Annotated in this window: 23 protein-coding genes and 1 pseudogene; 10 read left to right on the forward strand and 14 right to left on the reverse strand. The window is 61.8% G+C overall.

The genetic code is table 11. From position 1 onward, the window contains the following. Positions 1 to 7 precede the first annotated feature (7 nt). Positions 8 to 1236, forward strand: a pseudogene (locus tag F3J24_RS01025) (diguanylate cyclase). Positions 1237 to 1242: 6 nt separating this feature from the next. On the opposite strand, the gene F3J24_RS01030 reads toward F3J24_RS01025, so the two are convergent. The 3 genes from F3J24_RS01030 to F3J24_RS01040 all read right to left on the reverse strand — a co-directional run bounded on the left by F3J24_RS01030 (position 1243) and on the right by F3J24_RS01040 (position 3311). Beyond that, entirely contained in the window at positions 1243 to 1557 is a 315-nt protein-coding gene (locus tag F3J24_RS01030) for a DUF2322 family protein (protein WP_167001974.1), read from the reverse strand. Between the two features lie 62 nt (positions 1558 to 1619). Continuing rightward, on the reverse strand, positions 1620 to 2372 hold the full coding sequence (locus tag F3J24_RS01035) for a hypothetical protein (RefSeq protein WP_167001976.1): 753 nt from the start codon (positions 2370 to 2372) through the stop codon (positions 1620 to 1622). Between the two features lie 87 nt (positions 2373 to 2459). Beyond that, positions 2460 to 3311, reverse strand: a complete 852-nt coding sequence (locus F3J24_RS01040; protein WP_167001978.1) for a DUF2167 domain-containing protein — start codon at positions 3309 to 3311, stop codon at positions 2460 to 2462. Positions 3312 to 3527: 216 nt separating this feature from the next. Here F3J24_RS01040 and F3J24_RS01045 point away from each other — a divergent pair, with 216 nt between their 5' ends. After that, positions 3528 to 4367, forward strand: coding sequence for an aldo/keto reductase (locus tag F3J24_RS01045; RefSeq protein WP_167001980.1), 840 nt, complete (start codon positions 3528 to 3530; stop codon positions 4365 to 4367). A gap of 15 nt (positions 4368 to 4382) precedes the next feature. On the opposite strand, the gene F3J24_RS01050 is transcribed toward F3J24_RS01045, so the two are convergent. After that, entirely contained in the window at positions 4383 to 5069 is a 687-nt protein-coding gene (locus tag F3J24_RS01050; protein WP_167001982.1) for a hypothetical protein, read from the reverse strand. A gap of 177 nt (positions 5070 to 5246) precedes the next feature. Here F3J24_RS01050 and F3J24_RS01055 point away from each other — a divergent pair, with 177 nt between their 5' ends. Further along, positions 5247 to 6467 carry an MFS transporter gene (locus F3J24_RS01055; RefSeq protein WP_167001984.1) on the forward strand — a complete coding sequence of 407 codons (1221 nt, stop codon included), beginning with the start codon at positions 5247 to 5249 and terminating at the stop codon, positions 6465 to 6467. A gap of 166 nt (positions 6468 to 6633) precedes the next feature. Continuing rightward, entirely contained in the window at positions 6634 to 8379 is a 1746-nt protein-coding gene (locus F3J24_RS01060) for an amidohydrolase (protein WP_167001986.1), read from the forward strand. A gap of 65 nt (positions 8380 to 8444) precedes the next feature. On the opposite strand, the gene F3J24_RS01065 is transcribed toward F3J24_RS01060, so the two are convergent. The 5 genes from F3J24_RS01065 to F3J24_RS01085 all read right to left on the reverse strand — a co-directional run bounded on the left by F3J24_RS01065 (position 8445) and on the right by F3J24_RS01085 (position 12008). Beyond that, positions 8445 to 9515, reverse strand: coding sequence for an aromatic acid exporter family protein (locus tag F3J24_RS01065; protein WP_240154196.1), 1071 nt, complete (start codon positions 9513 to 9515; stop codon positions 8445 to 8447). 234 nt (positions 9516 to 9749) lie between these two features. Next, the gene (locus F3J24_RS01070) at positions 9750 to 10238 is read right to left on the reverse strand and encodes an EVE domain-containing protein (RefSeq protein WP_167001988.1); all 489 of its coding nucleotides are present in this window, start codon (positions 10236 to 10238) and stop codon (positions 9750 to 9752) included. Between the two features lie 30 nt (positions 10239 to 10268). Beyond that, positions 10269 to 10856 (reverse strand): hypothetical protein, encoded by a 588-nt coding sequence (locus F3J24_RS01075; RefSeq protein ID WP_370527696.1) that lies wholly within the window; start codon positions 10854 to 10856, stop codon positions 10269 to 10271. Between the two features lie 87 nt (positions 10857 to 10943). Further along, positions 10944 to 11195: a GlsB/YeaQ/YmgE family stress response membrane protein gene (locus F3J24_RS01080; protein ID WP_043003124.1), complete on the reverse strand. Its 252-nt coding sequence runs from the start codon at positions 11193 to 11195 to the stop codon at positions 10944 to 10946. A gap of 186 nt (positions 11196 to 11381) precedes the next feature. Next, positions 11382 to 12008, reverse strand: coding sequence for a C40 family peptidase (locus tag F3J24_RS01085; protein ID WP_034349623.1), 627 nt, complete (start codon positions 12006 to 12008; stop codon positions 11382 to 11384). A gap of 375 nt (positions 12009 to 12383) precedes the next feature. On the opposite strand from F3J24_RS01085, the gene F3J24_RS01090 reads away from it, so the two are divergent. The 4 genes from F3J24_RS01090 to F3J24_RS01105 all read left to right on the forward strand — a co-directional run bounded on the left by F3J24_RS01090 (position 12384) and on the right by F3J24_RS01105 (position 18058). Continuing rightward, entirely contained in the window at positions 12384 to 12986 is a 603-nt protein-coding gene (locus F3J24_RS01090; protein WP_167001992.1) for an isochorismatase family protein, read from the forward strand. Between the two features lie 263 nt (positions 12987 to 13249). Next, on the forward strand, positions 13250 to 15142 hold the full coding sequence (locus F3J24_RS01095; RefSeq protein WP_167001994.1) for a propionate--CoA ligase: 1893 nt from the start codon (positions 13250 to 13252) through the stop codon (positions 15140 to 15142). A gap of 204 nt (positions 15143 to 15346) precedes the next feature. After that, positions 15347 to 16735 (forward strand): phosphomannomutase/phosphoglucomutase, encoded by a 1389-nt coding sequence (locus F3J24_RS01100; RefSeq protein WP_167001996.1) that lies wholly within the window; start codon positions 15347 to 15349, stop codon positions 16733 to 16735. Positions 16736 to 16753: 18 nt separating this feature from the next. Beyond that, on the forward strand, positions 16754 to 18058 hold the full coding sequence (locus F3J24_RS01105) for a 3-deoxy-D-manno-octulosonic acid transferase (protein ID WP_167001998.1): 1305 nt from the start codon (positions 16754 to 16756) through the stop codon (positions 18056 to 18058). A gap of 81 nt (positions 18059 to 18139) precedes the next feature. Here F3J24_RS01105 and F3J24_RS01110 read toward each other — a convergent pair whose 3' ends face one another. From F3J24_RS01110 to F3J24_RS01130, 5 genes are all read right to left on the reverse strand, one after another. Continuing rightward, the gene (locus F3J24_RS01110) at positions 18140 to 19612 is read right to left on the reverse strand and encodes a TolC family outer membrane protein (RefSeq protein ID WP_167002001.1); all 1473 of its coding nucleotides are present in this window, start codon (positions 19610 to 19612) and stop codon (positions 18140 to 18142) included. 72 nt (positions 19613 to 19684) lie between these two features. After that, positions 19685 to 20032 carry a rhodanese-like domain-containing protein gene (locus F3J24_RS01115; protein ID WP_167002003.1) on the reverse strand — a complete coding sequence of 116 codons (348 nt, stop codon included), beginning with the start codon at positions 20030 to 20032 and terminating at the stop codon, positions 19685 to 19687. A 117-nt stretch (positions 20033 to 20149) separates the two neighbouring features. Further along, positions 20150 to 20860, reverse strand: coding sequence for a protein-L-isoaspartate O-methyltransferase (locus F3J24_RS01120; RefSeq protein WP_167002005.1), 711 nt, complete (start codon positions 20858 to 20860; stop codon positions 20150 to 20152). A 22-nt stretch (positions 20861 to 20882) separates the two neighbouring features. Then, positions 20883 to 24137, reverse strand: a complete 3255-nt coding sequence (locus F3J24_RS01125; RefSeq protein WP_167002007.1) for an efflux RND transporter permease subunit — start codon at positions 24135 to 24137, stop codon at positions 20883 to 20885. After that, complete coding sequence (locus F3J24_RS01130; RefSeq protein WP_167002009.1) at positions 24138 to 25424, reverse strand: efflux RND transporter periplasmic adaptor subunit; 1287 nt, start codon at positions 25422 to 25424, stop codon at positions 24138 to 24140. It abuts the gene before it with no gap. Positions 25425 to 25621: 197 nt separating this feature from the next. Here F3J24_RS01130 and msrA point away from each other — a divergent pair, with 197 nt between their 5' ends. Both msrA and F3J24_RS01140 read left to right on the forward strand, forming a co-directional pair. Continuing rightward, a complete protein-coding gene (msrA, locus tag F3J24_RS01135; RefSeq protein WP_167002011.1) occupies positions 25622 to 26158 on the forward strand; it encodes a peptide-methionine (S)-S-oxide reductase MsrA in 537 nt (178 codons plus the stop codon). Between the two features lie 91 nt (positions 26159 to 26249). Next, positions 26250 to 26756 (forward strand): hypothetical protein, encoded by a 507-nt coding sequence (locus F3J24_RS01140; RefSeq protein ID WP_370527697.1) that lies wholly within the window; start codon positions 26250 to 26252, stop codon positions 26754 to 26756. Positions 26757 to 26800 lie beyond the last annotated feature (44 nt).

Raw genomic sequence — 26800 nt, forward strand, 5'->3', positions numbered from 1 at the left:
TGATTTCATGGTTGCGACCGTCATCCTTGGCATGCTATGCGTGCATCTGCTGTGCTTTAGCGCACTGTTCATGCTGATCAGTCGCAGACTGCTCGGCAGGAAGATGGGCATGGAGGTCTTTGCGCTGGGCAATCTTCTGCTCGGCTGCGCCTATATATTGCAGCTGTGGGTCGGCAAGCCCGCTTGGGGTGCGATGAGCATCATCGACCACACGCTGACCTTGTGCGCACCGGTGGCTTATGTTCTGGGTGCGATGCGCTTTTTCAATCGTCCGGCACCCGTGTGGCGGCCGCTGCTGGTGTTGGCACTGACCTATAGCGCGGTGCAGGTGCTGGTGCAGTCGACACTGGGTCTGAAGCGCGCCAGGCCATGCTGGCCGGGGCATGTGCCTTGCTGTTCCTGGGCATGACGATCACCCTGTTGTGGGGAACGCGTAGCTTTGCGAGGAATATGGCCGCGGAGATGCTGGTCTTTGCCATTCTGATCGTCGGCATCTGCATCCTCAATGCCATGAAGCTGCTGCAGATTCTTCAGCATGGCTTGCAGGCTCTGGACATGAACAGCCATTTTCAAATGGTGTTCTATATCTACATGTCATTTCTCGGCACGGTGATCCCGCCAGGCGCCGTCTGGCTTGTCTTGCGGCGCCTTACCGATGAACTCAGCAACATGGCTGCGCAGGATCCGCTGACCAAGCTGCTCAATCGCCGTGGCCTGCTCAACGGGCTGGGGGCGCATTTCGCGGGCGCAAAGGCCGTGCCCGTCCATCTGCTGATCGTGGACATCGATCATTTCAAGCGCATCAACGACAGCTACGGGCACCAGTTCGGCGACATGGTACTGTGCCGGGTGGCGGAGGTGATTCGGCAGAGCACGCGCAAGAGCGATCTGAAATGCCGTTTGGGCGGCGAGGAATTTGTGGTTCTCTGCCCGGGACTGCAGGGGGACGAAGCTCTGCAACTGGCCGAAAGAATACGCACAGCGATTGCAGGAGTCGCAATACCGGGAGTAAGCCTGCATGGCTGCGTCACTTGCACGGCAACGATTGGCATTTCCAATCCTTTCAGTGCTTCGCATGCATTTGAGCTCGCGCTGCAGCAGGCCGATGCGGCGCTTTATCGAGGCAAACGTGCAGGGCGCAATCGTGTTCAGCGAGTGGACCTCGAAGACCTCCGGACGCAGGCACCGGAGGGACTGGCTGCAAGATCAAGCCCTTTCATTGAAGAAAGGGTCTGAGGGCGCTCAGGCTGCGATCACCGTTACCGTATAGCCCTTGCCGCTGGCAATCACGTCCAGCAGCCGATCGATATTGGGATGGGCGCCGGGACGGGCCTTGGCGTCTTCGGTGTGCTCGGCAAACAGCTGCAGGCCTTCTTCGGCTGCTGCGACATTGATGCTGCCATGTTTGGCGTAAAGCGCGTTGTAGACCGTGACCGAGCCAGCTTTGCCGGGAGCGTTAGGAATGGTTGCGGCCAGCTTGCCGTCGGAGTCGATCAGCTGCAGCTCGGAGATATGGGCGATGGAGGGAAGTTGCTTGAGGTTGTCGGCAAAGGCCATGGTGTGCTCGCGATAGTCGCAGTGATGGAAGCCGCTATTGTGGGGGCAGCTTGAGGGCCTGTTCAGCTTCGGGTGCTGTTTTGCTCGAGCACCCGTAGTGCCTGCCGCATCTGCGCAAGCGTTGGCGCATATTCGGGCAGTTCGGCAATTTCATCCATTTCGCGCTGCATCAGCTGCTGCACCTGGGCTGACAGATTCTGCCAGTCAGAGGCGCTCATCAGGGCCTGGGCCGTCTGTAGCAAGTCGGTTTGTATTTCATAGGACAACGAGAGCTTGCGCACTACATTGAGCGCAAATGGTGGGCACAGCAGAATCTGAAACGCAGTGGAGCGTGCGAAGGCCTGGCTGCTGTGGCCCTGCCTGCCATGGCGCAGCGTCAGCCAGCTCAGGCAGGCCGTGCTCAGATAGATGAGCGCAAGTGCGATCAGCTGCAGCAGTTCGGAATGCAGTACCAACAAGGCGGCAGGAAGACCGAGAAACAGCAGTGCCGCCAGCAGATACAGCGGCAGTGCAAATGCCTTGAAGCTGCGGGTATGCGCCTCTACGGCAGTGGAAGATCCCGCATCGGCGGGCAGCTGGATCCGCATTGCACTCCAGCGCTGCCGATAGACGGGCTGGTGGAGCACAAATACAGGCAGCCACAGCAGGCGGTTCTGACGCAGCTCGAAGCCGTGGCTGGCCAGCTGTGCCCGCCATCCCGAGCGTAGCGGGCGCAGCAAACCCTCTTCAGGCTTGAGCAGCAAGGCCGCGTCATAGAGATAGAACAGGACGATGGCCAGAACTACCTGTAGCTGCGTGGAGATCGTGAAGTACAAGACGGCTTTCCGGACAAGACAAACCCCGCGATCTTAGCGATGCGCGGGGCGGGTTACAGACATTGAGGCCGTGGCCCGGCGACTGCCTTATTCAGCGGCCTTCTTGCGGCCAAACAATTTGCCTATGCCTGCGAACAGGGCGACTGCTGCTGCAGCGACGATCTTCCAGCCTGCGGCCAGAAAGCCAGCAATCGCGCCCCACAGGCCTTTCTTGGTAGCCACTGCGGCAGCGCCACCGAGCACCAGGGCGCCCAGACCGATGGCGGCGACCTTGTCACCGTTCTTGAATTCCGCATAGGTCTGCCCGCTGTTGTAGTCGAAGCCGGCCAGCACTTTCTTGAATTCCTCGGTGTTCTGGGCCAGGGTGGCGGTATCGGAGACCAGGGTGGCCGTCATCACGCCGCTGCGGCCCAGAATGCGCGAGGTGTAGTTGACATTTTTCTCGCCTGACTCGCCGCGCAGACGCAGACCCCATTCCAGTCGCTTGGTGGCGGTGTCGTAATGTGGGGGAACCTGCCAGCCATCGGTGTACAGCGCTTCAAGACCCAGCTTCTTGCGTTGCTCGTTGCCAGCCTTGTCGCCCGATTGCATGGATTTGAGCAAGTCGTCGGCGTCAATCTTCTCATCGTCCTTCACGTAGCCTGTGTCGTCATAGGAAAACACGGCAAACCAGTTCAGCGATTTGGGGGCGATCAGAAAGTGATCACTGCTGGGCGGGTTGCCAAACGCCTGCAGCAGCTTGGATGTGTCGGCCTCGCCGAGAAAGGCATAGCCAGAGGGAATCCTGACGCTGGCCTTGTCCGCGATTTCTCCCTTGCCACTTTCCTGCCAGTGCAGGGCCTTGATTTCGGCGGGTAACTCCTGAGTGGCTTCGGTCTTGGCCCAGACGCCAAGAGACAGTGACAGGCCGACAACGGCGGCCGCGATGGACTTGAACATGCAATGAACTCCCGTGTTATGAATATATTGAGGAAAGCTATTGGGAATAGCGAACTTGATTTCACATACGCATTCGAATCATCTGTCGTTGATTCGCAGGTGAAGCATAACGCGGCTCAAACTGAGCTGACAAAAGAAGCAGGAGTGATAACGCAATGCGTCATTACTATCTGGTAATTGGCAGGTTTTAGAAGAATTTCCTTGGAGGTCGCTCATATGCACAGTGCCATATCTTTTTTACAGGGACGTAACAGCCTGGGTATGGGCAGCTGGCATCTTGGCCAGGGACGGCGCAGCCTGGATGAGGAGAAGGCGGCCTTGCTCGCCGGGTTGCAGCTCGGCCTGAGCGTGATCGATACCGCCGAGATGTATGGCGACGGCCTTTCCGAGGAACTGATTGGCGATGTGCTGCGTGAGCTGCCGCCAAGTCGGCCCCGGCCTTTTCTGGTCAGCAAGGTGTTGCCTATGCATGCCAGCCGCAAGGGTGTGATGCGCGCGCTCGAGGCCAGCGCCCATAAGCTGGGAGTGGACTGTATCGACCTCTATCTGCTGCACTGGCGCGGCAATGCGCCGCTGGCCGAGACGGTAGCTGCGTTCGAGGAGTTGAAGGCGCAGGGGAGGATTCGCCATTGGGGCGTTTCCAACTTCGACACCGACGATATGCAGGAGCTGTGGCAAGTTCCGGGCGGACGCAACTGCCTGGTCAATCAGGTGCTCTACAACGCTTTCAGCCGCGGTATCGAATATGACTTGTTGCCCTGGTGCCTGAAGAACGGTGTGACCGTGATGGCCTATTGCCCGCTGGGGCATGGAGCGCTGGTTGAGCACAGTTTGCTGGCTGAAATTGGTGATCGCCAGGGTGTCAGTGCCAGTGTGGTGGCTCTGGCCTGGGCTCTGCGCAGCGGCAAAGTGCTGGCAATTCCCGAGAGCGGCTGCGAAGACCATATCCGAGACAACGTCCGTGCACTGCAGCTCAGACTCGGCCCGGAGGAGCTGGCGCTGATCGACGCTGCCTCGCCCCCGCCACGCTTCAAGCAGCCGCTGGACATTCTCTGAACAGGAAGTGTGGTGTCATGGGCGGCGGTCCGTGAGATCCTCGCTGCCCGTACCGGCACTCAGGCCCGAACCCAGCCCCAGGCCTCCCGCTCCCATGCCAGCGCCTGCCCCACCGCGACCGCCTGAACCCTGAGCTTCACCGGCCTTGCGATTCCCTCCGGCTCCCCCGGTACTCGGCCTTGCCGGACCCTGAGACGGTATCTGGAGATGCGGGGGAATCGGTTCGAGATCCAGAGCGTCGCGGATAAAGCCGCGCAGCGAAGTTACCAACGCGGCAGTCTCTATCGATCGACCGGCCACCATATCCTGGGCTGCCCGGGTTGCCAGTTCCACTTGCTCCTCGGTACCCAGCAGGATGATGTCGGACAGAGCGGCCTCCACGGCATCCCGGATACGACGTCGGCGCTCGTTCAAGCTTTCTCCGGCTGACGTTTGTGGCGGTGTCTCATCGGTTTGCCTGAGATCGCGCAGATGCAGAGGACTGACGCTCAGCGTGCCGGTGAACGAGCTGCCCAGCGTTTTGTAGGCAGCGATCAAGGTTTTGAGCCGCTCGTTGATCTGCCGGTTCTCACGCTCGCGCCGCTTTTGTACGGTCTGCATGAACAACAGGCGAATGCCCATCATCAGGCAGGTCACCAGCAACAGTCCCAGCACGGTGGAGAGCAAGGAGGTCCAGGAGCTGAAATCTAGCGAAGAGCGCATGGAGTTCCTTCAATCGGAGTCGTCGGTCATAAAAGCGAGTTTGCACAATTTTTATGCGATCTAGGCGAGAGTGGCCTGTGCTGGCAGCGTTCGTGGCAAAGCTCATCAATCGGCCTCGTGTTTTGCCATATGCTAGATAGTTGACATATCACCTAGCTGAGAAAAAGAGACAACGTGGTGGAGCCAGTGACAAGCCGGGGCCTGAACCCCTCATGGATCATCGTCGCAGCCGGCGTCAGTGCCTCGCTGCATGTAGGCAAGCTGCCGCCTGCCGTGCCCTTGCTGCAGCAGCAATTGGGCGTGTCCTTGTTGCAGGCTGGATTTCTGCTCTCCACTGTTCAGGTGGCGGGCATGTTGTTGGGCCTGGTGGTGGGGCTGGGCGCCGACAAATGGGGCCTTCGTCGCAGCCTGCTGACGGGGCTGATGCTGATGGCTCTGTCCAGCGCGGTGGGCGCTGCGGCCACAGGCTTTGCCTGGCTGCTGGCGCTGCGCGGGCTTGAAGGCCTGGGATTCTTGCTGGTCGCCATGCCTGCTCCGGGGCTGATACGCCGCGCGGTCAAGCCGTCGGAACTGGGGACGCGTATGGGATGGTGGGGTTCCTATATGCCCATTGGCAGCGCTATGGGCTTGCTTCTGGGGCCCTGGGTGCTGCAGGCAAGCAGCTGGCAGGTCTGGTGGATTGCGCTGGGCTGCACCTCTGCCTTGGCTGCCTATGCGGTTTGGCGCATGGTGCCTGCGGATGATGCAGCAACCGATGCCCTTGCAGCCACAGCCGATGAGGGCTGGCGTCCGCGTCTGGCCCGCACCTTGCGCAGCCCCGGCCCCTGGCTGGTGTCGCTGGGCTTCATGGTGTATTCGAGCCAGTGGATGGGGGTTGTCGGATTTTTACCCACCCTGTATGGGGAGGCCGGCCTCGGCGCCAAGCTCGCAGGCCTGCTGACTGCCATGGTCGCCGCCAGCAATATGCTGGGCAATGTGGCCGCAGGCAGGTTGTTGCATCGGGGCTGGAGTCCCGCGCGCTGCCTGCAGACCGGCTATGTGCTGATGGGGCTGACGGCGCTGCTGGCCTATGTGCAGATCGGCGGCGAGCCCTTGGCACCGCTGTGGCTGCGCTTCGTGGCCGTGGCGCTGTTCTCGGCGACGGGCGGACTGATACCGGCCACCCTGTTCACCACGGCCATGCACCTGGCGCCCAGCCCGGCCACGGTGTCCACCACCGTGGGTTTCATGCAGCAATGGTCTTGCGTGGGGCAGTTTGCCGGCCCACCACTGGTGGCGGCCGTGGCCATGCAGATGGGCGGCTGGCAGTTCACCTGGCTTGTGACGGGCAGCATGTGTGTGCTGGGCTGGCTGCTGGCGCTGGGAGTGGGGCGCTGCTGGAGCCGTCTCAAGGCCTGAGCTTTGATGGCTCTGCTCTATATTTATGAGCTGAAAGAGTACTCTGCATGGGCGCTTGGAGTCAATTTCATGATGTTCTCTTGCGCCGGCGCATGGGCATGACTTGCAACTGCTGCATGATTCGGGTCCGAACTACGGTTACGCTGCAGTCTTGTGGAGGTTCATGATGCAAAAGCGCCAGTTTCTCGCCACCGCAGCTTCGCTGACGGCATTGTCATCAACGACCTGGCTTACGGGCTGTGCTTCGCGCCGTTCTAAGCCCTCGGTCAGGCCCGCCGAGATGATCCTCTACGGCGGCCCGATTCTCACCATGAACGATGCCCAGCCCCAGGTGGAAGCCGTGGCGGTGAATGCCGGAGTGATTGCCGCCGTCGGCTCGCTGCAGGAGCTGGATTCCTTGCGCAGCCCTGGCACGCGCATGGTGGACTTGCAGGGGCGCACGCTCATTCCGGGCTTTGTGGACCCGCATAGCCATATCGGCGGCGTGGGGCTGCAGGCTATTTCGGCCAATCTGCTGCCTCCGCCCGACGGTGGCAACGCCTCCATCGCCGACTTGCAGCAGACGCTGCGCGATTACATCCAGACCTCGCCCGAGGTCAAGCAGCTGGGCATCGTGCTCGGTTTTGGCTATGACGATTCCCAGCTCCAGGAGCGGCGCCATCCCACACGCGACGATCTCGATGCCGTCTCCCGAGACCTGCCGATTGCAGTGATTCACCAGTCCGGGCATTTCGGCGCACTCAATTCTGTGGCTCTGGCCCGTGCCGGCATCGGCCCCGGCACTCCCAATCCAGAGGGCGGCGTGATCCGCCGCCGCGCCGGCAGCCCGGTACCCAACGGGGTGCTGGAGGAGAATGCCTTTTTCCACACCCTGGGCCGGATCATGCCCAAACTCACGCTGGAGCAGTCCATGGACTGGCTTGAGAAAGCCCAGCAGCTCTATCTGGAATTCGGCTACACCACAGCGCAGGACGGGCGCTCCGACGCGGGAGCCATTGCCTCGGCCATGGCGGCGGCCGAGTCGCGCCGGCTGGTCATTGACGTGGTGTCGTATCCCGACATCCTGCAGCTGGGTGACGGCGCGCTGGCCAACAATCTCAAGTTCAGCCGCAGCTATACCAATCGCTTCCGCATTGGTGGTGTCAAGCTCACGCTCGACGGCTCGCCTCAGGGCAAGACGGCCTGGCTGACCGAGCCCTATCTGGTGCCGCCCGATGGTCAGCAGCCCGGCTATAGGGGCTATGGGGTGCTCAGCGATGCCAGGGCCAACGAGCAGGTGGCCAGGGCCATCCACAACGGCTGGCAGATTCTGGTGCATGGCAACGGCGATGCGGCGATAGACCAGTTCATCGCCGCCGTGCGTGCCAGCGGCCCTGTGGAGCAGGCGCGTGCCGTACGTCCGGTGCTGATCCACGGCCAGACGCTGCGGCGCGACCAGGTCAGCCAGCTCAAGGAACTGGGCATTTTCCCGTCGCTGTTTCCCATGCATACTTTTTACTGGGGCGACTGGCACCATGATTCAGTGCTCGGCGATCCGCGCGCGCAGAACATCTCGCCGACTGGCTGGGTGCTGGAAGAGGGCATGGTGTTCACGTCTCATCACGATGCGCCTGTGGCCCTGCCATCGTCCATGCGAGTGCTTGATGCCACGGTGAATCGCACCACACGCTCGGGTCGTGTGCTCGGGCCTGAGCATCGCGTCTCGCCCTGGGTGGCGCTCAAGGCGCAGACCATCTGGTCGGCCTACCAGCATTTCGAGGACGACCGCAAGGGTTCCATCGAGGTCGGCAAGTTGGCCGACCTGGCCGTACTGTCGGACAACCCGCTGACCGTGCCGCCGCATCAGCTTGCCGGTCTCCAGGTGCTGGAGACCATCAAGGAAGGGCGCACGGTATACAAGCGTGCCCTCTGAAGCTCCTTATCTGAGAGCTTGAATCGCTTTATGGGTAAGCGATTTGGCGTATTTTGATGTAATTCTCATGCGTCACGTGAGCCTATCAAGGCTCGTAAAGCGCGCTCCAGCTGGCGGGCATTTTCATGCACCAGCAGCCATTCGGGCTGCAGCACAGGCTCCGGTGCCGGTGGTGCAGGGCAGTCATCCATGGTCGCCAGAGGGTCGTCGGGCTTGAGGGCAACCACGGTGGGCTGGTTGGCCAGATCAAGGCAGGCATGCGTCAGCCGGCGGCAGTAGTCGGATATTGCCGTGGGAGGAGCCATGCCGGTGTGTGCAGTGGCTCGGTTCAGACTCTCGGCCAGCAGCAAGGCTGTTGCGTAAACACGCACCGCATGGCGGTCATAGCGGCGGGTGACAAAAGCCAGTCGCTCGGAATTGAGCCGTCCGCGCAATGACCAGCGTCGCGAGGAGTGGGCCTGACCTACGGCGGCGCGCAGGGCGGCCAGCGATTCATGGGCCAGCGATAGCTGGCCGAGGGCGGTTTCTGCCGCATCGGCTTTCTGCTGCTGGCAGGCCTTGAGAATCAGATCCAGTCCATTGGCCAGTTGCTTGAGAAAGATCGAGGCGGCCCGACCCATATCCTTGATGGGATTGGAGGTCAGCAGCACTTGGCTGAAGATAAGCCCGACCACAGCACCGACCGTGACGTCCAGCAGACGGGCTCCGCCCGCCATGCTGGGGCCGAGCACCAGCACCAGAATCACCGAGACTCCGGCTTGAATCGGCACCACGGGCGCGGGGCCGATGATGGCACCCAGCAGGATGGAGAGGAATGCGCCCAGACTCATGCGCAGCAACAGGTGCTGTTCGGGCAACTGCCACAGCAGATCGCCGATCACGATGCCCAGCGTGCAGCCTATGAGCAGACTGCGTGCCTGTTTCAGATGGCTGGGCAGCCCAGGGGCGAGGCAGATCACCGCGGTGACCACGGCAAACGCGGGCTTGGGGTGGCCCCAGAGCTGCTGGGCGATGACCCAGGCCAGCATGCTGGCCAGCGCCGCGGCAAGTGCATCACGTAAGGCCAGTCTGGCTCTTGAAGGCAAAGTGGTTTTGGCTCGGCGCCAGGCCAGCATGAAGGGGGTGCTCCAGCGCAATCTCAAACTCCTTGGCATAGCCTCTGATCGGACTGTGATTCAAGGATGTTAGAGGGCGCAGCGAGATTGCCTTGTGGGAAATACGCCACGTCATCCGAAAATGCAGCGGCGTTGTGGCTCAGTCCGCCGAGTCTTTGTGGTGGGGTGGGGACTTGCGAAAGCCGCTGGTGACGATGCCTGCTGCTGATTGGCCGAAGAAGCGTTTGTGAATCAAGCCGTCAAAAAGGAGCTGCCTCAATGCTCTTGCAACAGAGCCTGAATGCAATGCCATTCGGCTTCGGTCACCGGGGTGATGGAGAGGCGATTGCCTTTTTGCAGCACACGCATCTGCTCCAGTGGAGCTTGTCCGCGCAGCTCGGCGATCAGCAGCGGCCGGGTTTTCTTCAGTGCCTGCACGTCCAGCGTCAGCCAGCGCGGCTTGTCGACCGGGGACTTGGGGTCGTAGTAGGGATCCTCGGGGTCAAACTGTGAGGGGTCCACGCGCAGATTGCCGGCAATGCGGGCCAGGCCGTAGATGCCGGGTTCGGCGCAACTGGAGTGCCAGTACAGAACGCCGTCGCCGACCTGCATATCGTCCCGCATGAAATTGCGGGCCTGATAGTTGCGCACGCCGTTCCAGGCAATGGTCTGTTCGGGGGCTGCCAATGCGTGGTCGATGGAGTACTCGTCAGGCTCGTTCTTCATGAGCCAGTAACGCTGGGCTTGGGTGCTGCTGTCGTTCATAGCTGGATTGTCGGTGAGGAAGTGGCGGGCTCAGTCATGAGGGCCGCGTTGCCAGGGGCCGCGATCTTGCTGCTGCCAACTGCGTACCAGATCGCTATTGCGTTGCAGCAGGTTGCGAGTGTCCAGCCAGCGACCGGGAATGTCCATCTCGGCCTCTTCGACCACGCGCATGCAGTCCTGAATATGGCGCTCTCCCAGATAGCGCAATGTGGCGTAGCCTATCGAGGCCGCTGCGAGCTGGCCCAGCAGCGGTACATATTTGGCAGCCTGCCTGGTGCTCATGCGCAGTCCCATGGCTTTGCCAAGGCGCAGCACCATATCGCGGGTGATGAACTTGCCGATCAGCACGGAGCCGACCATGGCGACGGCTTTCTGGACTTGCTCGCGCTTGCCTGGCGTGAGCTGGTCGAGCTGCTCGGGTGTCAACCCGAATTCCTGGTTGATGCGCGGATAGAGCTGCGCGAGAAGGGCGGCATCGGCGGCCCAGTCCAGCCCCGGTATGGGAATGGTGCTGGCAGCAGCACTGATAAGTGCGCGTTTTCTGAGCAACTTGCGGGCCCGTGCTGCGGCCTGTGCAATGTCTTTGCGCTCTGCTCTGGTCGCGCTGAGATTTCTCAAACTCGGGTCTTTTTTCCACATATGCGGTAAGTAGATGCAGGAAATAGAAAAAGGGGCCCAGGGGCCCCTTTTGTTCGGAATTCAGATTCAGTTGGCCTTATCGCGCACCATGCCATAAATAAACAAAAGAATCACTGCTCCAACCACCGAGGCAATCCAGCCTGCGGTTTGCCCGGGCTGGTACCAGCCCATGGCCGAGCCCAGATAGGTGGCTACAAACGAGCCCACGATACCGAGAAGAATCGTCATGATCCAGCCCATGCTGTCGTTGCCAGGCTTGATGGCCCGTGCAATCAAGCCGACGATAAGACCGACGATGATGGTTCCGATGATGGACATATTCTGTTCCCTGTTGGTGCTTTGACGAAAGTCACTCTACGCGGGCCCCAAGCTCGGCTCTGTCGGACGATTCTGAATGTCGGCGCGAGCGGGTTGCTTTCATGAAGGCAGAGGAGGACGGGGCCAGGGCTGGAAGCAAAAACGCCTGCACAAGGCAGGCGTTTTTTGGCGAGCGCTGATGGAAAGTCAGGGCTGCAGCGGGCCCAGGGCGCTGTAGGCAGCAGCTGTGGTGGCCGAGGCATCAGCACCTTCGACACGGCGGGCGCCATCAAAGCGACGCGCCCAGTAGGAGGTTTGCATGCTTTCCACGCGTACGCTGGCACCCGTGCGTGGCGCGTGGATGAATTTGCCGTCACCTACGTAGATGCCCACATGGCTGAAAGTGCGGCGCATGGTGTTGAAGAACACCAGATCACCAGGCTTGAGGTCGCTGCGGTCGATCTGCTGAGTGGCGTTGGCCTGTTCGGCAGAGACGCGAGGCAGAACCTTGCCCATGGTCTGGGAGTAGATAGCACGCACGAAACCGCTGCAATCAAAGCCGGTTTCGGCATTGGTGCCACCCAGACGATAGGGAACGCCAAGGAAGCCCATGGCTGTCACCACCAGATCGGAGGTTTTCTCGGCCACGTTCTGACGTGCTTCACGCACGAAGTCAGTCGTCTTCTCGGCCACGGAGTGGCGAGCTTCACGCAACTGGGTGATGAGGCCGCGGTTGACCAGCAACTGGGCCATGTCGTCGTCACGCTGCTCGCTAGGCGCCGCGTGCGCTGAGGTAACGCCGACAAATAGAAGTGCAATAAGCCATCGGGACATGGGGCGTGAGGGTAACACGTTCATTTGTAGGATGGGGACTCTATTTCCAATTTTTTCTCTTGGTTTTTGATGCAGCACAGCAAGTGAGCTGCGGGCATAAGCTTATTGCGTGAGCTGCTCTCAAATTTGCAGCGTATGACAGTACGTAATTTCCCCATTCTGGTGAATGCCGGTCGGGAATGCACTAATTCATGGTATTGACACAAAAAAGGCGTTGCATTGACGGACTCTCTGCCCCGGAATGCGCTTGCAGCGACAATAGCGCCATCGATTGCAGCCGATGCGGCGCGCTTCCTCAGCCCATCGCACGACGGTCTTGCGCAAGCGCTGCGCTTTTTTGCGTCAGGCTTGACACAGTTTTAAGAAAGATTTGCCATGTTGTTAGAAGCTTCCGAGTCGCAACTGGTTCTGGTGGACTACCAGGACAAGCTGATGCCTGTCATCCATGAAGGCGCGCAAGCGCTGGCCAATGCCGTCAAGCTGGCCAAGATGGCACAGTTGCTGGAGGTGCCTGTCTGGGGAACGGAGCAGAACCCTTCGCGTCTTGGCGCCAACAATGCGGAGCTGAAGGCGCTGTGCCAGAGGACGCTGGAGAAAATGTATTTCAGCGCCGTGCCTGAGGGTCTGGGCGAATGGCTGCGTCCTCCCGCCAAGCCGCAGGGCGGCAATGCGCGCAGCCTGCCCAAGCATTTGCAAAAGCCCCAGCAGCAGGCACCCGAGCGCAATATGGTGGTGATCGCGGGTTGCGAAACCCATGTGTGCCTGTTGCAGACGGCGCTGGAGTTGCTGGAAGACGAGTTCGATGTGTGGGTGGTGACGGATGCCTGCAGCTCGCGCACCGAGCGTAACCGGGATGCGGCGTTTGACCGTCTGGCGGGTGCCGGCGCCGAGCTGGTGACCACCGAGATGGTGATGTTCGAGTGGCTGCGTACCTGCGAAGACCCCGCCTTCAAGGAGATGCTGGCCCTGGTCAAGTAATCGCCTGCAGTCAGCCAACGGAAAAAAGCGCCCTCGGGCGCTTTTTCTTTGGGCAATGCATTGGCGCGCCAGATCTCTATTCAGTGATGTACAGGTCTCACGAGCCGCGCCTGGCTTAGCGATAGCCTTCATGACTTGAGCCAGCAACCCTGTACTGCATAGGTGCAGTAGTCAAGCGCTGTCAGTTTTTGGCAAGCGCGTTATGAATAATTATGAATTCAGAAAGCTCTCTGCAAAAGACGGAGAGTCAAGGAGACATATTCATGACCACGCGTTTCGACGATTTTTATCAGCGTTCCATTGATGACCGCGACGGTTTCTGGGCGGAGCAGGCCGGCCTTATCGATTGGCAGCAGAAGCCCCAGCAGATCTGTGACTACAGCAAGCCGCCATTTGCCAAATGGTTTGTGGGTGGCGCCACCAATCTCTGCCATAACGCCGTCGATCGTCATCTGGCGGTGCGCGGCGATCAGAATGCGTTGATCGCCATTTCCACCGAAACCCAGACCGAGAAGGTCTACAGCTACCGCGAGCTGCATGCGGAAGTCAACCGCATGGCAGCCGTGCTGCAGTCGCTGGGCGTACAAAAAGGCGACCGCGTGCAGATCTACATGCCCATGGTTGCGGAGGCTTGTTTTGCCATGCTGGCCTGCGTGCGCCTGGGCGCCATTCACTCCGTGGTGTTTGGCGGCTTTGCTTCGGGCGCGCTGGCGTCGCGCATCGATGATGCCGAGCCAAAGGTCATCATCAGCGCCGATGCGGGCTCGCGCGGCGGCCGCGTTGTGGCGTACAAGCCTTTGCTGGATGAGGCGCTCAGGCAGTCCATCCACCAGCCTGCTGCCGTGCTGATGGTCAACCGCGGACTGGCTGAAATGCCCATGAAGGCCGGCCGCGATCATGACTGGTCGGCATTGCGCGCCCTGAACCTGGATGCTCAGGTGGATTGCGTCTGGGTGGAGTCAACCCATCCCAGCTACACCCTCTACACCAGCGGCACCACGGGCAAACCCAAGGGGGTGCAGCGCGATACGGGCGGCTATACCGTGGCGCTGGCGGCCAGCATGCCGCATATCTTCGATGCCCAGGCCGGGCAGACCTTCTTCTGCACCAGCGATATCGGCTGGGTCGTGGGCCATAGCTACATCATCTATGCGCCGCTGATTGCGGGCATGGCCACGGTGATGTACGAGGGCCTGCCGGTCAACCCCGATGCCGGCATCTGGTGGGGCATTGTCGAGAAATACAAGGTCACGCATATGTTCTCGGCCCCTACGGCGATTCGCGTGCTCAAAAAGCATGATGCGGATTACCTCAAGCGTTACGACATCTCCAGCCTCAAGGCCCTGTGGCTGGCCGGAGAGCCGCTTGATGAGCCCACGGCGGCCTGGATCAGCCAGGCCATCAACAAGCCCATCATCGACAACTACTGGCAAACCGAGACCGGCTGGCCCATCATGACGCTGTGCAACGGTGTGGAAAAGCAGGCTACGCGCTTTGGCAGTCCAGGTCGGGCTGTCTATGGCTACAACGTCAAGCTGATCGATGACGCCAGCGGCGAGGAGTTGACCCAGGCGAACCAGAAGGGCGTGCTGGCGATTGAAGGTCCGCTACCGCCCGGTTGCATGCAGACGGTCTGGCGCGACGATAACCGCTTTGTCAACACCTACTGGAAGAGCATTCCGGCTCGCCTGATCTACAGCACCTTTGACTGGGGAATCCGTGACGAGGACGGCTATTACTTCATCCTCGGCCGTACAGACGATGTGATCAATGTGGCGGGTCATCGTCTGGGCACGCGCGAGATCGAGGAGAGCATCTCTGCCCATGCCCAGATTGCCGAAGTGGCCGTGGTCGGCGTTGCCGACAATCTCAAGGGGCAGGCTGCGCTGGCCTTTGCCGTGGTGCGCGATGCCGCCTTGGTGGCGGATGAAGCCTCCAGCAAGGCCCTGGAAGCCGATGTGATGAAGCTGGTCGATGCGCGTCTGGGGGCGGTTGCGCGTCCGTCGCGCGTGATCTTCGTCACGGCTCTGCCCAAGACGCGTAGCGGCAAGCTGCTGCGCCGGGCCCTGCAGGCCGTGGCCGAAGGTCGTGATCCCGGCGACCTGAGCACCATGGAAGATCCGGCGGCCCTGGCCCAGGTTCAACAGCGGCTGTAACTTCCGCAACGGTTGTTGCGGAGCTCTTCACTACCTTGGCTAGCGCCAACGGGACGGCGCGCCGGGATTTCGGCGAATCCAGAGTTCAAGGCCTGCGACCATCAAGGCGCAGGCCTTGCTGTTTGCAGCCTAAAATCGCCCGATCACGCTGCGCAGCCCGCTGCCTGGCGCCATGGAATTGAAAAACTTCGAGAAAGAGCTGTCGTGCAAGTTGCATCCTCCATCTTCAAGGCCTATGACATTCGCGGCATCGTGCCGTCGACACTGACGGAAGACGTCGCCCGTGGCATCGGCCGCGCATTCGGCATGGCAGCGCTGGTTGCTGGTGAAAAAACCGTGGCGGTGGGGCGTGATGGCCGTCTGTCGGGTCCCGCGTTGTCGGCCGCATTGATGCAGGGCCTGACCGAGGTGGGCGTGAATGTGATCGACATCGGTCTGGCCACCACACCCATGCTTTACTTTGCCGCCGCCACCTTGTGCACCAGTGGCATTCAGGTGACGGGCAGTCACAACCCCAAGGATTACAACGGCTTCAAGATGGTGCTGGCAGGCCGCGCCATTTATGGCGAGGAAATCCAGGCCCTGCGCGTGCGCATGGAAACCGAGGACTGGACGATTACCAGTGCCGGGCAGATCAGCCGGGCCGATGTGCTGGCCGAATACACCGCCCGCATCGTGGGCGACGTGAAGCTCGCGCGCCCCATGAAGATTGTGGTGGACTGCGGCAACGGCGTGGCCGGTGCATCGGCTCCCGCCATCTTCCGTCAGCTGGGCTGCGAGGTGATCGAGCTGTTCTCTGAAGTCGACGGCAACTTCCCCAATCACCATCCCGATCCCAGCAAGCCCGAGAACCTGCGCGATGTGATCCAGGCCCTGCAGACCAGCGATGCCGAGCTGGGTCTGGCCTTTGACGGTGACGGCGACCGCCTGGGCATTGTGACCAAAGACGGCCAGAACATCTTCCCAGACCGTCAGATGATGCTGTTCGCCAAGGATGTGCTGTCGCGCGTGCCTGGCGGCTCCATCGTGTTCGACGTCAAGTGCACCCAGCGTCTGGCACCCGAGATCGAAGCGGCCGCTGGCAAGGCCGTGATGTACAAGACCGGCCATTCGCTGGTCAAGGCTCGCATGAAGGAGCTGGACGCGCCGCTGGGTGGCGAGATGAGCGGCCATATCTTCTTCAAGGAGCGCTGGTATGGCTTTGACGATGGCACTTATGCGGGCTGCCGTCTGCTCGAAATCGTCAGTCGCGAAACCGACCCCAGCGCACTGCTCAACGCACTGCCCACCAGCTTCTCCACGCCCGAGCTCAATGTGGCCTGCGCCGAAGGCGAGCCCCATCGTCTGGCGGCCGAGCTGCAGTCGCTCGCTGCCACGGAGTTTGCTGAACCGGCACGGGTCAGCACCATTGACGGCCTGCGCGTGGACTGGGCCGACGGCTTCGGCCTGATCCGCGCCAGCAACACCACGCCTGTGCTGGTGCTGCGCTTTGAAGGCCATACACAGCAAGCCTTGCAGCGCATAGAAGCGCAGATGCTGGCCTTGCTCAAGCGCGTCAAGCCTGACGCTCAGATAGGCGCTTCCGCGCACTGACCGAAGCGGCGCTCAAGCATGGCCAAACCGGCTCCCATGGGCTTTGCCCGTGCGCTGTTCAGTGCGCTGGCCTGGGCGGTGCAGCCGCTGCTGCGGCGCAAGCTGCGTCGCAGAGCTCAGGCTGAACCGGGCTACGGCGTGGCCGTGCCTGAACGCTTCGGCCATTACCAGCCAGCAGATCTGGGGAGCGACGGACGCGGCCGTTGGGTGTGGATTCATTCGGTGTCGCTGGGCGAGACAAGGGCTGCCGCCATTCTGATCAAGGCCTTGCGCGAGCGCATGCCGGCCATGCGTCTGCTGCTGACGCACAGCACAGCGACCGGCCGAGAGGAGGGCGCAAAGCTGTTGCACCCGGGCGATGTGCAAGTCTGGCTGCCCTGGGACACCCTGGGCGCCACCAGGCGTTTTATCGCGCAGTTCCAGCCTGCCGTGGGCGTGCTGATGGAAACCGAGATCTGGCCCAATCTGATTGCGGCCTGTGCCAATGCCGGTATTCCTCTGGCCCTGGCCAATGCACGTCTCAATGAGAAATCCGAAGCCGGTGCCTTGAGAGTCAGGCCCCTGTCTCGCCCCGCATACGCCGCGCTGGCTGCCGTCTGGGCGCAGACCGATGCCGATGCCAGGCGTCTGCGCAATGTAGGCGCCAGCGTGGATGCGGTGCTGGGCAATCTCAAATTCGATGTGCAGCCCGATACCGCTCAGATTGCCCGGGCAGGCCAATGGCGCGCAGCGTTTGCGCGCCCCGTGCTGCTGTTTGCTAGCAGCCGCGAGGGCGAGGAAGCAATGTTCATCGATGCGCTCAAGGTCCTTGGCGATGCTGCAGCGGCGGTGCAATGGCTGGTCGTTCCGCGTCACCCTCAGCGCTTTGTCGAGGTGGCGAGCTTGCTGGGCAAGGCGGGCTTTGTTGTTTCTCGGCGCAGCCAGTGGAAGCAGATGCCTCCCCTGCAGTCCGGCGCGATCTGGCTTGGCGATTCGCTGGGCGAGATGCCCCTGTATTACGGGCTGGCTGCGGCAGCCCTGATGGGCGGGAGTTTTGCGCCGCTGGGTGGGCAGAACCTGATCGAGGCGCTGGCCTGCGATTGCCCCGTGATTCTCGGGCCGCATACCTTCAATTTCAGCCAGGCTTCCGAGCAGGCGCTGCAGGTTGGCGCAGCCCTGGGAGTGGAGAATATGGGAGTGGGCCTGTGCCAAGCCCTGGACCTGGTGACCAAGCCGGATCGTCTGCAGGCTGCCGTACAAAGCTGCCGCCATATGGTGCAGGGCAATCGCGGTGCGGCCGCGGCCACGGCCGAGGCGATTCAAACGTTGATGAATGCTCCTTGATCAGGAGCGTATAGCGCGCTATGGGTAAGGGTTTGAGGTCGATATGACGTTAAACCCTGAAAGCCTGCTTCTCGACCGGTCTTAACGCTTGAGCGATCTGGCTGCAGGCTTTGCCGCAGCCATGCCGCTTGTGACAGTGACCGCTGGCCTGGCTGCGGCAGCCGGGGCAATACTGGGCGTGCGTGTCAGTGCGTCGATCATGCGCAGATCATCGTCGCTGAGCACACCCGCAGCCTGGCGCAACTTGAGCTGACCAAGCAACACCTGATAGCGCGCATTGGCCAGGTCGCGCTCGGTCTGGTAGACCTGACTTTGGGCATTGAGCACATCGATATTGATACGCACGCCAACCTCATAACCCATCTTGTTGGCTTCCAGCGCACTCTGGCTGGAGGCGAGAGCTGCTTCCAGCGCCTTGACCTGAGCCTGGCCGGACTGCACGCCGAGGAAGGCAGTACGCGTCGCCTGCTCCACGCTGCGGCGGGCATCGTCGAGCTGGGCGCGGGCTTTTTCCTCCAGCGCCACGGTTTCACGGATGCGGTTTTGCACCGCAAAGCCCGCAAACAGCGGCATGTTCATGACCACGCCGATCTGGGCTGCGTTGGTGCGATAGCTCAGGGGAATGGAGGGAGTCATGGAGCCGTTGGGATAACGGTTGACCACATAACCGGCCTGCAGGTCCACGGTGGGCTTGTGGCCGGCCTCGGCCTTCTGCGTGTCCAGCCTGGCGATGTCCAGGGCCAGCTGGGCCTGACGCAACTGGGGTTGGGCAGCCAGTGCTTTGTCCACCCAGTCTTGCATATTGTCGGGCTCCACCCTGGGCAGGGTCAGCGGCGCAGCCAGCGGCGTGGGCTGAATGCCGACGCGGCCCACGAGCTGATCCAGGGCCACGCGCTTGACCTGCAGGTCATTTTGCGCAGCGATCTCCTGGGCAGTGACCAGATCGAAGCGGGACTGGGCTTCGCGTGAATCGGTGATGGTGGCTGTGCCAACTTCGAAATTGCGCTTGGCCATCTCGAGCTGGGTGCTGATGGCCTGTTTTTGCGACTGGGCCACCTGCACGCTGTCCTGGGCCGCCAGCACATCGAAATAAGCCTGGGACACACGCACGATCAGGTTCTGTGCAGCCGCATCCAGCTGAGCCTGGGCCACATCCACGCCGCGTTGTCCCTGCTCATAGGCAATCTTGTTGGCAGGACGGTACAGCGGCTGCTGGGCGCTGAGCTGCACGTTCTGCTGTGTGTTGTTGAAGCTGCTGGCCATGCCGGGTATGGGCACGGAGGTATGGATGTCCACATGGGTGCGGTTGGCCCCCGCTGACAACCCCACGTTGGGCAGCAGCCCGGACAGGGCCTGATCGGCACGGCTGGCAGCCGCTCTCGCATCGGCTTGCTGTGCCTGCCATGAAGCGTCATAGCCGCGGGCCTGGGCCACCAGCTCTGACAAGGTCTGCGCCTGTGTCTGAGCGCCGGCCCATGCCAGCAAAACTCCCAAGGAAATGGCACGCAGAGCGTGGGCGGAGGGGGCTTGCAGAGGCCTGGGCAGCTTGGTCATAGATGTCAGGTTTGGGCGGTCTCGATCACAACGGGGAACTCAACAGGCAGGAGGCGGGGATGCAGGACGGTCTCAGTAACGGGGGACGCTGGGGTCGGCGCTGAGCGACCACGCGTCAATACCGCCGGTGATGTTGCTGACGTCCTCAAAGCCGTTGTTGACCAGAAAAGCGGCCACGCTCATGCTGCGCGCGCCATGGTGGCACAGACAGGCGACGGGGTGGTCGGGGTTCAGTTCTTGCAGGCGGCCGGGGATATCGTGCATGGGAATGCAGCGCAGCTCGAAGCCTTCGCCGGGCTGGATGCTAGCCACGGAGACTTCCCAAGGTTCGCGCACATCCAACACCACGGGCTTGATGCCATTCGCGGCATGAGAGGCCAGCCATTGCTGGAACTGGGCGGGCAAGACCTGGGTCAACATAAAAACTCCTGGTGGCCGGCCGTCGAATTTGCGGGCCGGCCCTGACACTGAAAGACAGGCCCTGCCGGATGCGCCGAGGGGTCGGGGCGCAGGAAGCAGGGCGAACGCAACAAGCGTTTAGAAGGAGAAGCGCGAAGGCTCTTCAAAACCCACGAGGCGCGTGGCAGCGGTATCCCAGGGTTGCTGGACTTCGAAGTTGTTGCCGTTCTTGGTCACCAGCGTGAAGCGCATCACGGGCATATGACCGACGATGGCTGCAATGCGGCCGCCTTCGTTGAGCTGGGCGTAAAGGGCATCGGGGACCTGGGCCACCGAGCCGCTGAGCACGATCACATCAAACGTGCCCTGAGCCAGGGAAGCCGTGGCACCGTTGGCCAGCTTGACTTCGACATTCTTGACGCCGGCGCTGAGCAGATTCTCACGGGCCATTTCGGCCAGCTCGGGGTCGATCTCCAGCGTCACCACTTCCTTGGCCTGGGCAGCCAGCAGGGCGGCCATATAGCCGGAGCCGGTACCGATTTCGAGTACGCGGTCGGTGGGCTTGATCTTCACGTCTTGCAGCATGCGTGCTTCGATCTTGGGGGCAAGCATGTGCCAGCCTTTGGCGGCAGCTTCTTCGGCAGTGCCCTTCAGGGGGACTTCAATGTCCATATAGGCCATGTTCGCGTATTCGGGCGACACATAGTCTTCACGGTGGACCTTGCCCATCAGCTCCAGCACGGACTCGTCCAGCACGTTCCAGGGACGGATTTGCTGTTCGATCATGTTGAAACGAGCCTGCGCGTGCACATCGCGCGGGTCCACTTGGGCATTCATTGGCAGGGCCATGGTATCTCCGGGGAAAGACTTATCAGGACAAACCATCGATTCTACGAGCCTCGGAGGCTTCGTGCGGCGGCTCGGCGCTTTTTGAGGGGGCGCCAGACCATTTACGGCGTATCCAGTTGGCAAAATCATCGAGATAGCAGTACACCACGGGCACCACGACCAGGGTCAGCAGCGAGGAAGTGATGACGCCGCCGATCACGGCCTGGCCCATGGGCGCGCGCTGCTCGGAGCCCTCGGTGACCGCAAAGGCCAGCGGCACCATGCCGAAGATCATGGCCAGCGTGGTCATCAGGATCGGGCGCAGGCGCACGCGAGCCGCCAGCAGCAGCGCTTCGTTGCGCGGCAGGCCCGGCTCGGTCTGGCCGCTGGCCCCATCGGTGCGAGGTTCGCGGGCGCGGATGGCAAAGTCCACCAGCAAAATGGCATTCTTGGTCACCAGACCCATGAGCATGACCACGCCGATGATGGAGAACATGGACAGTGCCGAGCCGAACATCATCAGGGCCAGCACCACGCCAATCAGCGTCAGGGGCAGCGAGGTCATGAGCGCCAGGGGCTGGAGAAAGCTCTTGAACTGGCTGGCCAGAATCATGTAGATGAAGATGATGGCCAGCATCAGCGCGGAAATCGCGTAGCCAAAGGATTCGGCCATGTTCTTGGCAGCGCCGCTGAACTGGTAGCTGTAGCCGGGCGGCATGGGAATGGTGGCTAGCGCCTGCTTGATATCGGCCGTGACCTCGCCCGTGCTGCGCAGATAGACATTGGCGTTGATGGCGACCTCGCGGTTGAGATTGCGGCGGTTGATCTGGCTGGGACCGGTGCTGTCCACCACACTGGCAACCTGGTTGAGGCGCACGATGCGCATGCCGCCATCTCCGGCCGACAGTGCAAACGGCAGGCGCTCCAGGTCCCGCGGCGTGGTGCGCGTCTCGGGCTCGAGCCGTACATTCACGTCATAGGTCTGGTCGTCGCTGGCCCGCCAGTTGCCCACGGTCTGGCCGGCCACCCAGGTGCGCAGCGCGCCGGCCATATTGCCTATCGACAGGCCCAGATCGGCTGCGGCATCGCGATGGACCTCGATATTGACCATGGGCTTGTTCGGCTTGAGGCTGGAGTCCAGATCGACCAGGCCCGGTATATCGTCGATTCGCTCCTGCACGATCTGGCTCAGGCGGGCCAGCTCGTCCAGATCCGGGCCCATGAGGGAGAACTCGACCTGCTTTTGCCCGCCCACGGCCTCGCGCAGGCCCACATGGGTGAGCTTGATGCCTGCAATCGCCTGCAGCTTGGGGCGCAGATAGGCCGAAATCTCATCCACATTGCGGCTGCGCTGATGACGGTCAACCAGGCGCACATAGATATTGGCGTAGTTCTTGCCGTTGGCATTGCCGGTGTTGATGGTGGTCAGCGTGTAGCGCACCTCTGGCAAGGCGCGCAATATGTCCGTCACCTGTCTGGCCTTGGCTTCGGTGGCTTCGATCGAGGAGCCTTCGGGGGTGTTGAAGCTGATCGAGGTTTCCGAGAAGTCAGCCTTGGGCACAAATTCGGTGCCAAGCAATGGTACAAGTGCGATGCTTGCTATGAAAATAATGAACGCCAGCGCCAGGGTAAGCAGCTTGTGGGCCAGCGACCAGCGCAGTATGCCCTGGTAGACGTTCGAGAGCCGATCGCTTATGCGCTCCACCCAGGCTGTCACGCGCCCCAGTGTGCGGTCGTACAGGCTTTTGCTGCCATGCTCACCGTGGGCGTGGATCGCCGGGTCATGCCAGACGCTGGAAAGCATGGGGTCCAGCGTGAAGCTGACGAACATGGAGATCAGCACGGCCGCCACGATGGTGATGCCGAACTCATGGAAGAACTGCCCGATGATGCCGCCCATAAAGCCTATGGGCAGAAATACGGCGACGATGGAAAGCGTGGTGGCGAGCACGGCCAGCCCGATCTCCTGCGTGCCTTCCATGGCTGCCTGGTAGGCGTTCTTGCCCATCTGCACATGGCGCACGATGTTCTCTCGCACCACGATGGCATCATCGATCAGCAGGCCCACGCACAGCGAGAGCGCCATCAGCGTGACCATGTTGATGGAAAAGCCGAACCAGTACATGAAGAGGAAGGTGCCGATCAGCGCGATGGGCAGTGTCAGCCCCGTGATCACCGTGGAACGCCAGGAGTTCAGGAACAGAAACACGATGAGCACGGTGAGCAAGGCACCTTCGATCAGTGTCTGGCGCACGTTGTCCACGCCCACGCGGATGGCGCGCGAGTTGTCGGCAATTGCCTGCAGGCGCACGCCGGGCGGCAGCTCGGGGGCGATGGCCTTGATCGCTGCATTCAGGCCGTCGACCACCTCGATGGTGTTCTCGTCCTGTGCCTTCTGCACGGACATCAGTAGCGTACGGTCGCCGTTGTAGAGTGCCAGGGTCTGCAGCTCCTGCGCATCGTCCTGCACGCGGGCCAACTGGCCGACGCGGATCGGAGCGCCGTTGCGGTAGGCCACGATGATGCGGGCGAATTCCTCGGGGCGCTTAATGCGGGCATCGATCTGCACCACGCGTTCCTGGGCCTTGGAGCGGATGGCCCCCACGGGCAGATCCTGGTTCTCGGCACGTACCGCCTGGGCAACCTGCTCGGGGGTGATGGCGTAGGCCTCGAGCGCCCGTGGGTCCAGATAGACATTGATCTCACGCTTGGTGGCTCCCACCATGTTCACGGCGCCCACACCGCGCACGTTTTCCAGCCGCTTTTTCAGCACCTGGTCGGCCCAACTGGTCAGTGCAATCGCGTCGGGCGGCGTCACGTTCTGGCCATCGGGGGCGGTCTCGCCATGCAGGGCATGGGGGTCTGGCAGCACGGCCAGCGACCAGACCGCCGTGCTGGCCGGGTCGAAACGGATGACACGCGGCTCCTTGACCTCGTCACGCAGAGTGGGGCGCACCGAGGCGACTTTCTCGCGCACATCGTCGGCAGCGCGGCGCCCGTCTATATGCAGCTGGAACTCGATGATGACGACGCTGGTGCCTTCGTAGCTGCGCGAGGTCAGGGCATTGATGCCGGCGACCGAGTTGACGGCCTCTTCGATCTTCTTCGTGACCTCGCTCTCCACGATTTCGGGCGAGGCTCCCGGATACTCAACCGTGACCACCACCACGGGAAATTCGATATTCGGGAACTGGTCGACCTTGAGCCGCTGGTAGGAAAAAACGCCCAGCACTACAAAGGCCAGCATGAGCATGGTGGCAAGCACCGGGTTTTTCAGACTGATGCGCGTGAACCACATTTATGGGCTCCCGGGACGATCTGCATCTGCCCCCTTGGCGGCGGGGGCAGCAGCCGCAGCTGGGTTCGACGCTTCGACCAGCGTGCCTTCGCGCAGACCGCCGGTGCTGCCGGCCAGTATCCGGTCTCCCGTATTCAGGCCCTTGAGGATCTGCACCCAGGTTGCGCCCTCATTGGCGGACTGGCGTCCCAGTTCCACGGTCTTGTGGACCACGCGCAGCTCTGTGCGGCCGGCCATCTCCTGGGTCGGCTCCTGTGCGGCTGCAGTCACGGCCGGCTTGCCAGCTTGCAGTACCTGTACATAGGGCAGGGGCTTGTCGGTGCGCACGGCGCCCAGAGGCACGGCCAGCTGGCTGTCCTTGCCGGTCGTTATGCTTCCCTGCAAGAACAGACCAGGGCGCAACTGGGGAGCGCGTTGGCTGCTATTGTTTTTGGTGGCCTCGTCTTCTTGTACCGCCAGATACGCAGCCACGGTGCGCGAGCCGGTCTGGGCGCTGGGATTGATGCGCACCACCTTGGCGCTGATGGCCGTCATGTCCTGGGGGGCACCGGGCACTTGCAGCTCGGCCATCTGGCCGACCTGGACCTGTACCGAATCAGCGGGCGCCAGCTGGGCCATGATTTCCAGCTTGGCTGGATCGACAACTTCGACGATGCGCGCTTCCACGCCGACACGCTCGCCGCTCTGGACAAAGCGCTGGGCGATCTGTCCGTTCATGGGGCTGGTGATGACGGCGTCGGTGACGGACTTGCGGGCCGCATCGGCGGCAGCCTGGGCGGCGGCCAGATTGGCGCGGGCCGAATCCAGGTTGGCCTGAGAGGTCAGCAGCGCCGTGGTGGAGATAAAGCCTTTTTGCACCAGGGTCGCATTGTTGTCCTGGTTGCGCTGGGCAATCGCCAGCTGGGCTCTGGAAGCGTCGGCCTGCTGCTGGGCCTGGCGCCAGCGTGCCTCGGCCTCCGTCGCATCGACGCGCGCCAGCTGCTCTCCCTTGCGAACGCTATCGCCTTCGCGCACTGTCAGGCCGCGCAATTCACCCGCGACATAGGCCTTGACCACGGCCGAGTTCACAGCCTGAACCACACCGTTGAGTGGAACGCTCAAAGCAAGCTGGAGGGGCTGGACCGTCAGAACCTCCTGGGCAGCCAGTTGTATGGGCAGCTCCTGCGGAACCGCCGCATGGTTCGTGGCCTGCTTCTTATGCTGCAGATTGACGACTGCGCGCCAGCCTATGACGACCAGCAAGCCGATGACGGCCAGACTCAAGGCCCAGCGGCCGGAACGCTTCATGGTGTGTATCCCTCTGAGGCAGGTTTTTCTGTTCTATGCGCCACATGGCAGGTGCGCCGTAAACGGCTTGTATTGCAAGGCAGCAAGCAGTGTAGTGGGCGCCCTGCAGCATAGCGGGGCCGGAATCGCTGTCATTGGTGAAAATGGGTAGTTGATTTGAGCTACGCTTGACGCGTCTTAAAAACAAGGAGCCGGTGATGGCAGCGGAAACCATTTATCTGGGCGGAGGTTGCTTCTGGTGTACCGAGGCTGTCTTCGACCGTGTGCGTGGCATTGTCGATGTGGAGAGCGGCTATGCCAATGGCCACCTGGATCATCCCAGCTACGAAGATATCTGTACCGGACAGACCGGCCATGCCGAGGTCGTGAAGCTCGAATTCGACCCCGCGGTCATCAGCCTGCGTGATGTGTTGCTGATCTTCTTCGGCACCCATGATCCGACCACGCTGAACCGCCAGGGCAACGACGTGGGCACGCAGTACCGTAGCGCGATCTTCACCACCGATGCGCAGCAAACGGCCGAGGCACAGGCATTGCTGCAGGAAATGCAGAGCGAAAAAGCATTTGATGCGCCCATGGTCACCCAGATCGAGCCCCTGACCAACTACTGGCCCGCCGAAGACTACCACCAGGACTATTTCCTGCAGCACCCCGGCCAGGGGTACTGCGCTTTTGTGGTGGGCCCCAAGGTGGAAAAATTCCAGAAAGCGTTCTCACGCTGGCTCAAGGATTAAGCCTGGCTTTCAGCGCATGGCCCGGAGTGCAGATACACTTTGCAACCCTTGGCCGCTTTCGCACCGTCCGAGATCAACCCAGCCCCATTACGTGTCACTTCACTCCTTTCTGCGCCGACCCAGCCGCTCAGCCCCTGCTGACGGTCGCCTGTGTCTGCGCGAAATCTGGGTGATGCGCTGGCTGATGGGCCTGCTGGCCTTGGCCATGGTGCTGGGGCCGACGCTGGGCCAGATGCACCGTGCTGTTCACCTGGGTGGCGGGCCCGGGGGCAAGATCTATGCGGTGCACAGCCATGCGGCACCTGCGCTATCGGCAGCGTCGGCCGAAGCGGCGGGAGATTGCCAGGCCGACCGCAGCAACTGCGCCTCGGACCTGTCCTGGGTGCATGCGCTGTTTGCCGGTCACGGACCGGCAGAATGCCAGCTGCTGGACCAGGCCAATCACGGCTATGCTGGGCCTGTGGCCGTGCTCGCTTTCAGTGCGCCGCCACCTGACAGTTTCATTCCCCGGCCTTTTGCTCCCGCGCCCAGAGCCGTCTTTATTGCAGCACCGCTGGCTGCCCGTGCACCCCCTCTGTCTCTCAGCTCCTTGGTCTAGGTAGGAGCCATACTGCGGCATGGCTTGCCGCTTAGGCCAGAAAC

It is taken from the genome of Comamonas sp. Tr-654 (assembly GCF_011752915.1).
In the GTDB taxonomy this organism is placed as follows: Bacteria; Pseudomonadota; Gammaproteobacteria; order Burkholderiales; family Burkholderiaceae_C; genus Comamonas.